The sequence below is a fragment of the Duffyella gerundensis genome (assembly GCF_001517405.1).
In the GTDB taxonomy this organism is placed as follows: domain Bacteria; phylum Pseudomonadota; class Gammaproteobacteria; order Enterobacterales; family Enterobacteriaceae; genus Duffyella; species Duffyella gerundensis.
Genome location: NZ_LN907827.1, coordinates 2033213 through 2046451, shown reverse-complemented (window position 1 = coordinate 2046451; position 13239 = coordinate 2033213). Strand labels below are relative to the sequence as shown.

Here is a 13239-nt window from a genome sequence, read left to right as displayed (position 1 = left end):
GACCGACGATAATCGACCCGGCGATTCTAGCACGAGTCTCCAGCGAGCGTTAATCTGACCTCGCTATCGGATCATTCGCTATGTTGCCGCCAGGCTTCAGCGGTTAAGGGTTCACCAAAGTGGCTGTTAATCAGCCGTTTGGTCTGGTCGTGCTGCGGATTTGCCAGTACTTCAGCGGTGTTGCCGCGCTCGACCACTTCACCCTGATGCATCACCAGCACCTGATCGCTGATGTGCTTCATCATGCCCAGGTGTTGGGTGACGTAAATATAAGCAATACCGTGTTTCTCCTGCAGTTCCAGCATCAAATTGATCAACTGTGAACGCATCGACATATCCAGTGAAGCGAGCGCCTCATCGGCGACGATAACCTGCGGCTGCAGAATCAGCGCGCGCGCCAGGCCAATACGCTGTTTCTGGCCTGGCGCCAGCATGTGCGGATAATAGGCGGCGTGATCGCGCAGCAAGCCGACCTGACGCAGAGTATCGATAATGCGTTTCTCCCGCGCCACGGCGTCGAGGTCGGTATTGAGTCGCAGCGGGAATTCCAGAATCTGACTGATACGCTGGCGCGGATTCAGCGCGGTAGACGGGTCCTGAAAGATCATGCGGATACGCTGACTGCGCCAGGCGTAATCGCCCCATTGCAGCAGGTGATCGTCGATGGCCATTTCACCGGCGCTGGGCGGCACCATGCCGCTGAGCATTTTGGCCAGCGTCGATTTACCCGAGCCGTTTTCGCCGATGATCGCTAGCGTCTGCCTCTCTTGCAGGGTAAAGCTGACATTTTTCACCGCCTCAACGTGCTGGCGGCGAAACAGCCCGGTGCGGTAACGCCAGGTCTTGCTGAGGTTGCTAACCCTGAGCAGCATATCGTTCATTACTGGCCTCCGCGATTGAGCGGGAAGTGGCAGGCGAAGAGATGGCTTTTGCCACCCGCCAGCCGCGGCGTTTCAATGCACTTTTTCTGCGCGTAAGGGCAGCGTGGCCCGAGCCGACAGCCGATCGGCAGATGCTCCAGCGAAGGAATGGCACCCGGCAGGGTATTCAGGCGGCTTTTGTGCGGAATCGCTCGCCCAAAGTCGGGCATAGCGCGGATCAGCGCCTGAGTATAAGGATGGTGCGGCACGGCGATCAGCTCTTCGCTTTGCGCCGTTTCCATGGTTTGCCCGCAGTACATCACGTTGATGCGGTTCGCCCAGTGGCTCAGCATCTGCAAATCGTGGCTGATCAGCAAAATTGTGGTGCTGTTGTTCTGATTGAGTCGGCTCAGCAGGCGGAAAATTTGTGCCTGCGTCGTCGGCTCCATGGCGTTGGTCGGCTCATCGGCAATCAACAGCCGCGGCTGATTGGCCAGCGCAATGGCGATCATCACTTTCTGGCATTCCCCTTCGGTTAACTCATAGGGAAAACTGCTCATGATGTCTTTGTGATCTTTGATGCCAACGCGATGCAGCAGCTCAATGGCACGCACGTGGCGCCAGCGAAAACGCTGATACCAGCGACCTTTCCAGGTCCAGCCGGGAATCGCCTGCATCAGCTGGCGGCCAATGCTGGCGGAGGGATCGAGACAGGATTGCGGCTCCTGAAAAATCATGGAGACGTTGTGCCCCATTACGCGGCGTCGCTCGCGCGGTGACAGCTGCAGCAGATCGATATCATTAAAGCGCATGCGGTCAGCGGTGACGCGCCAGTTATCTTTGGTCACGCCACAAATCGCCTTGGCGATCAGACTCTTGCCCGAACCCGATTCGCCCACAATGCCGCGGATTTCCCCTTCGTTAAGGGTAAGATTCACGCGATCCACCGCTTTTACCGGTCCGTCGGCGGTCATAAATTCAATGGTCAGATTACGAATATCAAGTAATGGCATGATTATTCCACTCCCGCATCCAGCGCGCGTCTGATGCCGTCGCCAAGAAGATTAACCGACAACACGCTGGCGGTAATCGCCGCGCCGGGCAGCATAACCGTCCACGGCGCCACGTAGATCAGCTCCAGCGAATCACCCAGCATCGCTCCCCATTCTGGCGACGGCAGCTGAGCGCCGAGGTCGAGAAAGCCGAGAGCGGCGATATCCAGAATCGCCATCGAAAAAGCGCGGGTAAACTCAGCGATCAGCAGGCCGAGGATATTAGGCAAAATCGCATGCCAGAGAATATTGATGTTGCTGGCACCGTCCAGCCGGGCGGCGACAACATAATCCTTCTCCAGCTCATCGTGAATGGCGCTGTAAATGTCGCGCACCATGCGCGGTAAAATCGCCAGCCAGACGGCCAACAGCGCATGCTCCAGCCGCGGCCCAAGAAAGGCCACCACGATAATCGCCAGCAGCAGCGACGGGATCGACAGCAGTGTATCAAGCAAGTGATTCAAAAAAGCCGATCGCAGACCGTGCGTCATTCCGGCGAGCATACCCAGCCCGGTGGCGCAGAGCGCAGCAAACAGCGTCACCAACAGCGCCGAGCCGACGGTCGGCGCCGCGCCGCTCAACAGCCGGCTCAGCACATCGCGGCCCAAATCATCGGTGCCGAGGAAAAAAGAGACGTCACCGTAACGCGACCACGATGGCGGCTGCAGCTGATAGCCGAGGAACTGCTGATCCAGCCCATACGGCGCCATCAGGCCGCCAAAAATACAGAGCAGCAGCAGAGCAATAAAGCTGTAAAAGCCGATCATCGCTACCGTATCGCGATAAAACAACCGCCAGGTGTGCAGAAACGGGCCCGGCAGCTTCTTCTCGGCATAAATGTTATCTGAGGGCATACCATTCCTTATGTTTCAACGGATTCGTTGCCGCGCCAAGAATATCTGACAGCACGTTCACCACGATCACCATCCCACCGACCACCATTACGCCCGCTGAAATAGCCGCATAATCCTGCTGGCGAATGGCGTTGATCATCCAGCGCCCAAGGCCGGGCCAGTTGAAGACCATTTCGGTGATCATCGCCAGCGTCAGCATGGACGAAAACTGTAACCCCAGCCGCGGTATGACCGGCGGCAGTGCGTTATGCAGCACGTGGCGACGAATCACCGCAAAGCGCGACAGGCCGCGCGTGGCGGCGGCCTTGATGTAGTTTTTATCGATCACCTCGCTGGTGGAGATGCGCATCAGGCGAATCACTTCGGTGGTCGGCGCCACCGCCAGCGTAATCACCGGCAGCAGCATGTGCAGCAGCACGCTGGTCATCATCTCATCGCGCCACGGCGAATCACTGAGCCAGGCATCAATCAGCGCAAAGCCGGTAATGGTTTTCACCTGATAGAGCAGATCGAAGCGACCCGACACCGGCAGCCAGCCGAGCGTCAGCGAGAAAAACAGCGTCATCAGCAGCGCCAGCCAGAACACCGGCATGGAAAAACCGATCAGCGCGACGGCACTGATCGCTTTATCCTGCCATTTATTGCGCATCACACCCGCAATAATCCCCACCGGAATGCCAATCAGCAGCGCCAGAACAAAGGCGACGATGCAAAGCTCCAGCGTAGCGGGCAGTACCTCAAGCAGCTGATCGCCGATCGGCTGGCCGTTAATGCTCGAGATACCAAAATCAAAGGTCAGCATGCCTTTAAACCAGAACCACCAGGCATCAAGCAGCGAGGCGCCCAACAGCGGAGCGTTGGGGGTGAAATAGCTCAGACTAAAGCTGACCAGCGACAGCAGAAACAGCGTGATCAGCAGCAGCACCAGACGCCGCAGCGAGTAGATAATCATGGCGTAGCGCCCTCACGATAAACACCGGCAAACGAGGCGTTGCCAAACGGGCTCAGCACCAGGCCTTTAATGTCGTGGCGATAGGCCTGAATGCGTAACGACGACGCCAGCGGCAGCACCGGCAGCTCCTGCGCCAGAATTTTCTGGGCATGATTATAGCTGTCGATGCGGCTCGCCAGCTGCTGTGACAGCAGGGCTTTATGCAGCGTCTGATCAAAGGTGCTGTTGCACCAGTGCGCATAGTTAGTTTGCGAGGTGATCGCCGCGCAGCTCAGCAGCGGACGGAAAAAGCTGTCGGGATCGTTGCTGTCGGTGCTCCAGCCGCTGAGCGTCAAATCGTGATTCATCTCCATCAGCCGCGCCTCCTGAAAGCGCCCATCCACCGGCACGATGGTAACTTTCACGCCGACCTGCGCCAGATCGGCCTGAATCAGCTCGGCGGTTTTCAGCGGGCTCGGGTTCCAGGATTGTGAGGCAGCGGGCACCCACAGCGACATTTCCAGATTTTCCACGCCCAGCGCCCGTAGCTGCTCGCGTGATTTTTGCGGATTGTATTCGGTCACGCGCGCGCTGCCGTCATAAGCCCAGGAGGCGCGCGGCAAAATCGACGCTGCGGTTTCTGCCGTGCCGTAATAGATCGACTCCATCAGGCGTTCATTGTTGATCGCCAGCGCCAGTGCCTGCCGGACTTCCGGGCGGTTCAGCGGCGGTTTGCGGGTGTTAAATGCCAGATAGGCGATGTTCATGCCGGGGCGCAGCGTCATGCGCAGCCGCGGATCGTCGCGCAGAATGGTCAGCTGGCTGGCGGCAGGATACGCCAGCACGTCACATTCGCCGGTCAGCAGCTTTGACAGACGACCGGTGCCACCCGCACCCATGTCGATCACTACCTGCGGCATGCGCGGCACGCCTTTCCAGTAGCCTGGATTGCGGGCGAGGCGAATATATTGCCCGGCGCGGTACTCGCTGAGCATAAACGGGCCGCTGCCAACCGGCTCGCGATCCAGCGCTTCCTGCATGCCGCGCGCGGTGAGCTGGTCAGCGTATTCTTTCGACAGCACCGGCGCGTAATGGGTAGCCAGATGCCATAAAAAAGAGGCGTCCGGGCTGTTGAGCCGGATCTCAACCGTGTAGTTATCCAGCTTTTTGATGCTCTGCACGCTGTCGGTAAATTGCAGGCTGTCAAAATAGGGATAGCTGCCGCCGTTAACGTTGTGCCACGGATGATGCACATCAAACATCCGCGCCAGGCTGAACACCACATCATCGGCATTCAATCGACGGCTGGGCGTAAAGGTCGCGGTCTTTTGAAAATTCACATCGTGACGCAGATAGAGGCGATAGGTGGCACCGTTGTCGCGCACTTCCCAGCTTCTCGCCAGCTCGGGTGCCAGACGATAGGTGTTGGGATCCACATCCAGCAGCCGGTCGTAAAGCTGTGCGGCAAGGGTATCGACAATCAATCCGCTGCTGGCCAGCTGCGGATTAAAAGTGTTAATCGCGCCGTTTACGCAGTAGACAAAGCCACTGTGACGAATATCGGCAGGCAGCGCCGATCTGGCCGCAGAGCTCAGCAGCGCTGACCCCAGAAGGAGCATCATTATAAGTCTGGACATAGATTCTTCGGGCTATAGTTCGTTAATGAAAGTGTATCTTACTCCGCGCTGTCGCCCAAATTTGCTGGCTCTCTGCGTCACTCCGCAAGACAGGCTGCTGTAAATACACCCAATATCGCTGTGGTAATGAGAAAAATTCTCAACAAACTGCTTTACAGATGATATTGAGAATGATTACTATTCATTTGCGCTTCAACGGCGGCTCTGCCGAAGAAGAGCACGACATTGCTCACATTGCTTCCAGTATTAGTTGCCCGCCTTGTGCGGGCTTTTTTTTGCCCTCGCTGGATGAAAGAAGGGCAGCAAGGCTGCCGTTAACTCAGCTCGTCGCGAACCTGAATGCCATGTTTTTTCATCATTGCCCGCAGCTGATGGTAGGTCACACCTAACAGTTCAGCGGCGCGGCGCTGGCTAAACTTCGCCTGCGCCAGGCTCTGCTCCACCAGCTGTTGTTCCTGCTGATTTTGCCAGTGGCGCAGATCGAGCGGTAAAGTCGGCAAGGCTTGAGGCGTCGTAACCTGGGTGATTTCCGGCTGCGCCAGCGAGGTGCGGGCAAAGGGATCGATAATGATGGTATCCAGCGGATCATCCACTGTGGCATGCCGGTAGACTGAACGCTCAACCACGTTTTTCAGTTCGCGCACGTTGCCCGGCCAGCGCCAGTTAAGCAGCACCTGCTGCGCCTGCTCACTAAAGCCGCTGAACAGCGGCATGCCCAGCTCGCGACACATTTGAATAGCAAAGTGATTCGCCATGACCAGAATATCGCTGCGTCGCTCACGCAACGGCGGCAGTTGCACCACATCAAACGCCAGGCGGTCGAGCAGATCGGCGCGGAATTTACCCGCCTGCGCCAGCGCCGGTAAATCTTCATTGGTGGCGCAGACCAGCCGAACGTTAACCTGCAGCGGCTGGCTGCCGCCGACGCGTTCCAGCTGACCATACTCGATCACCCGCAGCAGCTTCTCCTGCACCAGCATGGGCGCGGTGGCCAACTCGTCGAGAAACAGCGTGCCGCCGTCCGCGCGCTCGAAGCGTCCAAGGTGGCGCTTTTGCGCGCCGGTGAAGGCGCCCGCTTCGTGACCGAAGAGTTCGGAATCAAGCAGGTTTTCATTCAGGGCCGCGCAGTTCAGCGAAATAAAAGGCCCTTGCCAGCGGTCGGAAAGGTAGTGCAGGCGGCTGGCAATCAGCTCTTTACCGGTGCCGCGTTCACCGATAACCAGCACCGGCTTATTGAGCGGTGCCAGTCGTGACACCTGTTCCAGCACCTCAAGAAAGTTATTCGACTCGCCTAACAGGTTTTCAATGTGGTCGGCCATCATCAATTTCACCAGATGTTGATTAATTTCACCATATTACCTGCTGGATTGCGTGGCGTGTAATTTAAAAGTTTTTAAAAAACAGTAACTTAATAACTGGCACGCTAATTGAATAGAGAAACCAGTGCTTGATAACTTTTAAACAGTCCTGGAGGATCGTGATTATGGGTATTTTTTCTCGTTTTGCTGACATCGTTAACGCCAACATTAATTCACTGCTGGAAAAAGCAGAAGATCCACAAAAACTGGTTCGTCTGATGATCCAGGAGATGGAAGATACGCTGGTTGAAGTGCGTTCCACCTCAGCGCGTGCGCTGGCGGAGAAAAAGCAGCTCAACCGTCGCATTGAGCAGGCGGATATGCAGCAGGCCGAATGGCAGGAAAAAGCGGAGCTGGCCCTGCGTAAAGACAAAGACGATCTGGCCCGTGCGGCGCTGATTGAAAAACAGAAGCTGACCGATCTGATGGTAACGCTGACCAGCGAAGCGACGCAGATTGATGAAAGCCTGTTGCGCATGAAAGGCGAAATCGGCGAGCTGGAGAAAAAACTGGGCGAAACCCGCGCGCGTCAGCAGGCGTTAACGCTGCGTCATCAGGCTGCTTCCTCATCACGCGATGTTCGTCGTCAGCTGGACAGCGGTAAAATTGACGAAGCAATGGCGCGTTTTGAATCGTTTGAACGCCGCATCGACCATATGGAAGCCGAGGCGGAAAGCCACAGCTTTGGCAAATCAAAAACGCTGGACCAGCAGTTTGCCGAACTGCATGCCGACGATGAAATCAGCGAGCAGCTGGCGGCACTGAAAGCGAAGATGAACCGCCCGGCCGGTGAATAAGCACAGCTGCCGGACGCGCTAAGGCGTCCGGCAGAGGGGTTAATTTTGCAAGGAGTCTGAATGAGCGCCTTATTTCTAGCGATACCGCTAACCATTTTTGTTCTGTTCGTGGCACCTATCTGGCTATGGCTGCATTACAGCGGCCGTCGCAGCGCGGGCAGCGAACTTTCTAACAGCGATTTGCAGCGCCTGCAGCAGATGACGCAGGACGCGCGCCGGATGCGTGAACGCATTCAGGCACTGGAAGCGATTCTCGATGCCGAGCATCCAAACTGGAGGCAGCCATGACGCGCATTGCTATTCGTGGAAAAACGCTGTGGCGCATTCCGCAGCAGGGCAAGCTGATGGGCGTTTGCGCCGGTCTGGCTCACTATCTGGATATTCCGGTGCGCCTGCTGCGCGTGATCGTCGTGCTGTCGATGATTTTTGGCCTGTTTTTCTTCACGCTGGTAGCCTATTTCGCGCTCGGCTTTGTGCTCGATCCGATGCCCGCTGACGCTGAAGAGCAGGGCACGCCGAGCGCCAGTGAGCTGCTGGATGATTTAGAGCACGCATTGCAGGGCGGCGAAACCGCCATCCGTGAGATGGAGCGCTACGTGACTTCTGAAACCTTCAGCGTGCGCAGCCGTTTCCGCCAGCTCTGATTATCATTACCCGGCTCGGGTTGCGAGCCACCTTCTATACTGTTGCTGGAGGTTTTCATGCCGTCATCATGGCAATCGACATTCCGCCGCCACGCGGCCCCCGCGTTGAAGTCGGCAGGAAAATTTATCATTATCAACGCCGTTACGTATGGCCCGGCGGGCGTGGCCGGTTGGGCAGTGAAATCAGTCGCCCGTCGTCCATTGCGCCTGCTGTTAACGATGGCTCTGGAGCCGTTGCTGGCACGGGCCATGAAAAGGATGACGGCGCGTTTTATCAGGGAAAGTGATGAGAAAATTACAAGATGAGTTTGCTTCACTGGTTAATCGCGGCGTCGACCGCCATTTGCGGCTGGCGGTCACTGGCCTGAGCCGCAGCGGAAAAACCGCTTTTATTACCTCGCTGGTCAATCAACTTCTGAACATTCACGGCGGCGCACGGTTGCCGCTGTTTTCCGCCGCCCGCGATGAGCGGCTGCTCGGTGTTAAGCGCGTGCCGCATCACAACATGGGCACGCCGCGTTTCACCTACGATGAAGGCCTGGCGCAGCTGTATGGCGTGCCGCCGGCCTGGCCGACGCCCACGCGCGGCGTTAGCGAAATGCGCCTGGCGCTGCGCTTCAAATCCCGCGATTCTCTGCTGCGCCATTTCAAAGAGACCTCCACGCTGTACCTTGAAATCGTCGATTATCCCGGCGAATGGCTGCTCGATCTGCCGATGCTGGCGCAGGATTATCTCAGCTGGTCACGCCAGATGACCGGCCTGCTGCAGGGCGATCGGGCCGAATGGGCAAAACCGTGGCGCGCACTCTGTCAGGATCTCGATCCGCTGGCTCCTGCTGATGAGAACCGTCTGGCAGCGATTGCCCAGGCGTGGACCGACTATTTACTGACCTGCAAACGTGAAGGGCTGCATTTTATTCAGCCTGGCCGCTTTGTGCTGCCTGGCGATATGGCTGGCGCACCGGCGCTGCAGTTTTTCCCCTGGCCCAACGTGGATGAAGCGGGCGAAGCGAAGCTGGCGCAGGCGGGCAAAGAGACCAACATCGGCATGCTGCGTGCGCGCTATCACTACTACTGTCAGAACGTGGTGAAGGGCTTTTATAAAGATTACTTTCTGCGCTTCGACCGGCAAATTGTGCTGGTCGATTGCTTACAGCCGCTGAACAGCGGACCGCAGGCGTTCAATGACATGCGGCTGGCACTTACCCAGCTGATGCAAAGCTTTCACTATGGTCAGCGCACGCTGTTTCGCCGCCTGTTTTCGCCGGTGATCGATAAGCTGCTGTTTGCGGCCACCAAGGCCGATCATATTACCGGCGATCAGCATGCGAACATGGTGTCACTGCTGCAACAGCTGGTGCAGGACGCCTGGCAAAACGCCGCCTTTGAAGGCATCGCCATGGAGTGCATTGGCCTCGCGTCGGTGCAGGCAACGCAGGGCGGGTTAGTCGATCATCAGGGCGAAAAGCTGCCTGCCTTGCGTGGCAACCGTCTGGATGATGGCACGCCGCTCACCGTCTATCCGGGTGAAGTGCCAGCGCGTCTGCCGGGCAACGCGTTCTGGCAAGAGCAAGGCTTTCATTTTGAACAGTTTCGGCCACAGCAGCTGGATACCGATCGTCCGTTGCCCCACATCAGGATGGATGCTGCGCTGGAATTTTTACTGGGAGATAAACTGCGATGAACGCCCCGATTAAACCGCGTATCGATTTTGCACAGCCGCTGGAACCGCAGAAATCACCGCCGCTAAAACCGGCGGTAGATTTTGACGCGCAGCAGCAGAATTTTGTCGCGGTCGATAACGACGAGAGCAATGCGCTGCCGGAAGGCGCAGGCGAGCGCATGGTGGATGAAGCCCTACGCCCGAAGCGCAGCCTGTGGCGGCGGCTGACCGGCGCTGCGGCGCTGCTGTTTGCTGCCAGCGTGGTGGCGCAGGGCGCGCAGACCCTGCATCAGGCCTGGCTGCAAAAAGAGTGGATCACGCTAGGCGCCGGTGCCGCTGGCGCGCTGATAGTGATCGCTGGCGTTGGCGCATTAGCCAGCGAATGGCGTCGGCTGTATAAGCTGCGGCAGCGCGCCGAAGAGCGCGAGATCGGGCGTGAATTGCTCAACAGTCAGGCCATGGGGCGCGGTCGTCCATTCTGCGAAAAACTGGCGCAGCAGGCTGGTCTCGACAACGGTCATCCGGCGCTGCAACGCTGGCACGCCTCGCTGCATGAAACTCACAATGATCATGAAGTGGTAGCGCTCTATGCGCAGCTGGTACAGCCGGTTATGGATCGCCAGGCTCGCCGCGAAATCAGCCGTCACGCCGCAGAATCGACGCTGATGATCGCCGTCAGCCCGCTGGCGCTGGTGGATATGGCGTTTATCGCCTGGCGTAACATTCGTCTGGTGAACCGCATTGCTGCCATTTATGGCATCGAACTGGGCTATTTCAGCCGCCTGCGCCTGTTCCGGCTGGTGCTGCTGAATATCGCCTTTGCCGGCGCTTCAGAGCTGGTGCGCGAAGTGGGCATGGACTGGATTTCACAGGATATTGCTGCACGCTGGTCGGCGCGCGCCGCGCAGGGTATCGGCGCCGGGCTGCTCACTGCACGCCTCGGTATTAAAGCGATGGAGCTGTGCCGTCCGCTGCCGTGGCTGGAAAAAGATAAACCGCGTCTGGGCGATTTTCGCGGCGAGCTGACCAGTCAGTTAAAAGAGGCGATACAAAAAAGCGGCGATAAAAGCAGCAAATAATGCTGTTTATAACCTGCTTAGTAGCTGTGTAATGTGGATAATGGCGAAAATATCGGCTTCAATCACTGTTGAAGTAAAGGTTGCTGGTGAATAATCTGGTGGTCGCGATAACATAGCGCGCTTCAGGCTGGCTTGGGTGTCAACAATAAATGACACCCAGGCTACAGCCGTTACTGAAGTTGGCGTATGATTTATTTATTCGCTTTTTCCGCATCTGATTAAGGCTAAACCATGCGTTTGGAAGTCTTCTGCCAGGACCGAATTGGTCTTACGCGTGAACTGCTCGATCTGCTGGTCGAACGTAGTATCGATTTACGCGGCATCGAAATTGCGCCTATCGGGCGTATCTACCTGAATTTCTCCTCTGTGGCCTTTGAGCCCTTTAGCCAACTGATGGCTGAAATCCGTCGTATTCCTGGCGTAACCGATGTGCGCACCGTGTCGTGGATGCCTTCAGAACGCGAGCACCGGGCGCTCAGCGCGCTGCTGGTGGCGATGCCGGAACCGGTGTTGTCCATCGACATGAAGGGCAAAATTGAACTGGCCAACCCGGCGGCGCAGCTGGTGTTTGCGCTGGAAGAGCAGAAGCTGCGCAATCAAAATGCCAGCACGCTGATTCCCGGTTTTAACTTCAGTCGCTGGCTCGAGGGCGAGCGTCCCGACGCACAAACCCAGCACGTGGTGATCCATGGCCGCGATTTTCTGCTGGAGCTGCGTCCGCTTTACCTGGCCGATGAGCAGGAAGGCAACACCACCGCGCTGGTGGGCGCTATGGTGATGCTTAAATCCACGGCGCGCATGGGGCGTCAGCTGCAAAACCTCAGCGTTAACGACGATTCCGATTTCGAGCACATTGTGGCGGTTAGCCCGAAAATGCGCCAGGTGCTGGATCAAGCGCGCAAGCTGGCGATGCTGGATGCGCCACTGTTAATTATCGGCGATACCGGCACCGGTAAAGATATGCTGGCGCGCGCCTGCCATCTGCGCAGCGCGCGCGGTAAAAAGCCGTTTCTGGCGTTGAACTGCGCCTCGCTGCCCGACGACGTGGCGGAGAGTGAGCTGTTCGGTCATGCTGCCGGTGCCTATCCTAACGCGCTTACCGGCAAAAAAGGCTTTTTCGAACAGGCCAACGGTGGCTCGGTGCTACTGGATGAGATTGGCGAAATGACGCCACGCATGCAAACCAAGCTGCTGCGCTTTCTGAATGACGGCACCTTCCGTCGGGTAGGTGAAGAGCATGAGGTGCGGGTGGATGTGCGGGTAATCTGCGCCACGCAAAAGAACCTGGTGGAGCTGGTGCGTCGCGGTGATTTCCGGGAAGATCTCTTTTATCGGCTCAACGTGCTGACGCTGAACCTGCCGCCGTTACGCGAACGCTCGCAGGATATTCTGCCGTTGACCGAAATGTTCGTCGCGCGATTTGCCGATGAGCAGGGCATCTCGCGGCCGCGTCTGTCGCCGCAGCTGAATGCCTATCTTGCGCGCTACAGCTGGCCGGGCAACGTGCGTCAGCTTAAGCATGCGCTCTATCGCGCGCTGGCGCAGCTGGAAGGCTATGAACTGCGCCCACAGGATATTATCCTGCCTGAGCAGGCGATGGATGTGTCGCTGGGCGAAGAGGCGATCGAAGGTACGCTGGATGAGATCACCGGCCGTTTCGAGCGTTCGGTGCTGACCCGGCTTTATCTCTCCTATCCCAGCACGCGTAAGCTGGCAAAACGGCTGGGCGTGTCCCATACGGCAATTGCTAACAAGCTGCGTGAATATGGTCTGAGTCAGAAGAAAGGGGAAGCGACGGGCGGCGAATAGGGGATAAAAAAGGCTTCCCCGCGGGGAAGCCACTGATTATTTCAGCGCGGCCATCGCAGCATCGTAATCAGGTTCGGTGGTGATCTCATTCACCAGTTCGCTGTAAAGCACTTTGTCATTGCTGTCCAGCACCACCACGGCGCGAGCAGCCAGGCCTTTCAGCGGACCGTCAACGATCGCCACGCCATAATCTTCTTTGAAATCGGTGCCGCGCAGCGTGGAGAGCGTGACCACGTTGCTGAGGCCGTCGCTGCCGCAAAAACGCGACTGGGCAAACGGCAGGTCAGATGAAATGCACAACACGACGGCGTTATCCATTTCACTCGCCAGCTGATTAAATTTACGCACTGACGCGGCGCAGACGCCGGTATCAATACTTGGAAAAATATTCAGCACTTTGCGTTTTCCCGCATACTCTGTAAGAGAGACATCGGTAAGGTTTTTTGCCACCAGCGTGAAGGGCTTAGCAACGTCGCCTGGCGCAGGCAGCGTGCCGCTGACGTTAACCGGATTGCCCTGAAAATGGACGGTCTGAGACATAGTTTTTCCTTAATT

14 protein-coding genes are annotated in these 13239 nt (G+C 57.4%); 7 read left to right on the top strand and 7 right to left on the bottom strand.

The window, feature by feature from the left end:
* Nucleotides 1-71: 71 nt before the first annotated feature.
* From sapF to pspF, 6 genes are all read right to left on the bottom strand, one after another.
* Complete coding sequence (gene sapF / locus EM595_RS09495) at nucleotides 72-881, bottom strand: putrescine export ABC transporter ATP-binding protein SapF (protein ID WP_067430906.1); 810 nt, start codon at nucleotides 879-881, stop codon at nucleotides 72-74.
* Complete coding sequence (gene sapD, locus EM595_RS09490; RefSeq protein WP_067430904.1) at nucleotides 881-1873, bottom strand: putrescine export ABC transporter ATP-binding protein SapD; 993 nt, start codon at nucleotides 1871-1873, stop codon at nucleotides 881-883. The genes sapF and sapD overlap by 1 nt, the downstream gene beginning before the upstream one ends.
* A gap of 2 nt (nucleotides 1874-1875) precedes the next feature.
* Entirely contained in the window at nucleotides 1876-2766 is an 891-nt protein-coding gene (gene sapC / locus EM595_RS09485) for a putrescine export ABC transporter permease SapC (protein WP_067430901.1), read from the bottom strand.
* The gene (gene sapB, locus EM595_RS09480) at nucleotides 2753-3718 is read right to left on the bottom strand and encodes a putrescine export ABC transporter permease SapB (protein ID WP_067430898.1); all 966 of its coding nucleotides are present in this window, start codon (nucleotides 3716-3718) and stop codon (nucleotides 2753-2755) included. Before sapB ends, sapC begins: the two co-directional genes overlap by 14 nt.
* A complete protein-coding gene (gene sapA / locus EM595_RS09475; RefSeq protein WP_067430895.1) occupies nucleotides 3715-5334 on the bottom strand; it encodes an ABC transporter substrate-binding protein SapA in 1620 nt (539 codons plus the stop codon). The genes sapB and sapA overlap by 4 nt, the downstream gene beginning before the upstream one ends.
* 314 nt (nucleotides 5335-5648) lie before the next feature.
* Nucleotides 5649-6653 carry a phage shock protein operon transcriptional activator gene (gene pspF / locus EM595_RS09470; RefSeq protein ID WP_067435335.1) on the bottom strand — a complete coding sequence of 335 codons (1005 nt, stop codon included), beginning with the start codon at nucleotides 6651-6653 and terminating at the stop codon, nucleotides 5649-5651.
* A 164-nt stretch (nucleotides 6654-6817) separates the two neighbouring features.
* On the opposite strand from pspF, the gene pspA reads away from it, so the two are divergent.
* The 7 genes from pspA to tyrR all read left to right on the top strand — a co-directional run bounded on the left by pspA (nucleotide 6818) and on the right by tyrR (nucleotide 12684).
* Nucleotides 6818-7489 carry a phage shock protein PspA gene (gene pspA / locus EM595_RS09465; protein WP_067430879.1) on the top strand — a complete coding sequence of 224 codons (672 nt, stop codon included), beginning with the start codon at nucleotides 6818-6820 and terminating at the stop codon, nucleotides 7487-7489.
* A 60-nt stretch (nucleotides 7490-7549) separates the two neighbouring features.
* Nucleotides 7550-7777: an envelope stress response membrane protein PspB gene (pspB, locus tag EM595_RS09460; protein WP_067430876.1), complete on the top strand. Its 228-nt coding sequence runs from the start codon at nucleotides 7550-7552 to the stop codon at nucleotides 7775-7777.
* Nucleotides 7774-8133: an envelope stress response membrane protein PspC gene (pspC, locus tag EM595_RS09455; RefSeq protein ID WP_067430873.1), complete on the top strand. Its 360-nt coding sequence runs from the start codon at nucleotides 7774-7776 to the stop codon at nucleotides 8131-8133. Before pspB ends, pspC begins: the two co-directional genes overlap by 4 nt.
* Before the next feature lie 57 nt (nucleotides 8134-8190).
* A complete protein-coding gene (pspD, locus tag EM595_RS09450) occupies nucleotides 8191-8439 on the top strand; it encodes a phage shock protein PspD (protein ID WP_071852504.1) in 249 nt (82 codons plus the stop codon).
* Nucleotides 8420-9817, top strand: coding sequence for a YcjX family GTP-binding protein (locus EM595_RS09445; RefSeq protein WP_067430867.1), 1398 nt, complete (start codon nucleotides 8420-8422; stop codon nucleotides 9815-9817). The genes pspD and EM595_RS09445 overlap by 20 nt, the downstream gene beginning before the upstream one ends.
* Nucleotides 9814-10875, top strand: coding sequence for a YcjF family protein (locus tag EM595_RS09440; RefSeq protein WP_067430864.1), 1062 nt, complete (start codon nucleotides 9814-9816; stop codon nucleotides 10873-10875). The genes EM595_RS09445 and EM595_RS09440 overlap by 4 nt, the downstream gene beginning before the upstream one ends.
* A gap of 231 nt (nucleotides 10876-11106) precedes the next feature.
* A complete protein-coding gene (gene tyrR, locus EM595_RS09435) occupies nucleotides 11107-12684 on the top strand; it encodes a transcriptional regulator TyrR (RefSeq protein WP_067430861.1) in 1578 nt (525 codons plus the stop codon).
* Nucleotides 12685-12720: 36 nt separating this feature from the next.
* On the opposite strand, the gene tpx is transcribed toward tyrR, so the two are convergent.
* Nucleotides 12721-13224, bottom strand: coding sequence for a thiol peroxidase (gene tpx, locus EM595_RS09430; protein ID WP_067430858.1), 504 nt, complete (start codon nucleotides 13222-13224; stop codon nucleotides 12721-12723).
* Between the last annotated feature and the right edge of the window lie 15 nt (nucleotides 13225-13239).

What these genes read in the sequence shown, in the direction of transcription:
- EM595_RS09445 (WP_067430867.1), top strand. Translation starts at nt 8,420, where the DNA reads ATGAGAAAATTACAAGATGAGTTTGCTTCACTGGTTAATCGCGGCGTC.
- sapB (WP_067430898.1), bottom strand. Translation starts at nt 3,718, where the DNA reads ATGATTATCTACTCGCTGCGGCGTCTGGTGCTGCTGCTGATCACGCTG.
- sapC (WP_067430901.1), bottom strand. Translation starts at nt 2,766, where the DNA reads ATGCCCTCAGATAACATTTATGCCGAGAAGAAGCTGCCGGGCCCGTTT.
- sapF (WP_067430906.1), bottom strand. Translation starts at nt 881, where the DNA reads ATGAACGATATGCTGCTCAGGGTTAGCAACCTCAGCAAGACCTGGCGT.
- pspA (WP_067430879.1), top strand. Translation starts at nt 6,818, where the DNA reads ATGGGTATTTTTTCTCGTTTTGCTGACATCGTTAACGCCAACATTAAT.
- sapD (WP_067430904.1), bottom strand. Translation starts at nt 1,873, where the DNA reads ATGCCATTACTTGATATTCGTAATCTGACCATTGAATTTATGACCGCC.
- pspD (WP_071852504.1), top strand. Translation starts at nt 8,191, where the DNA reads ATGCCGTCATCATGGCAATCGACATTCCGCCGCCACGCGGCCCCCGCG.
- pspC (WP_067430873.1), top strand. Translation starts at nt 7,774, where the DNA reads ATGACGCGCATTGCTATTCGTGGAAAAACGCTGTGGCGCATTCCGCAG.
- tpx (WP_067430858.1), bottom strand. Translation starts at nt 13,224, where the DNA reads ATGTCTCAGACCGTCCATTTTCAGGGCAATCCGGTTAACGTCAGCGGC.
- pspF (WP_067435335.1), bottom strand. Translation starts at nt 6,653, where the DNA reads ATGGCCGACCACATTGAAAACCTGTTAGGCGAGTCGAATAACTTTCTT.
- EM595_RS09440 (WP_067430864.1), top strand. Translation starts at nt 9,814, where the DNA reads ATGAACGCCCCGATTAAACCGCGTATCGATTTTGCACAGCCGCTGGAA.
- pspB (WP_067430876.1), top strand. Translation starts at nt 7,550, where the DNA reads ATGAGCGCCTTATTTCTAGCGATACCGCTAACCATTTTTGTTCTGTTC.
- tyrR (WP_067430861.1), top strand. Translation starts at nt 11,107, where the DNA reads ATGCGTTTGGAAGTCTTCTGCCAGGACCGAATTGGTCTTACGCGTGAA.
- sapA (WP_067430895.1), bottom strand. Translation starts at nt 5,334, where the DNA reads ATGTCCAGACTTATAATGATGCTCCTTCTGGGGTCAGCGCTGCTGAGC.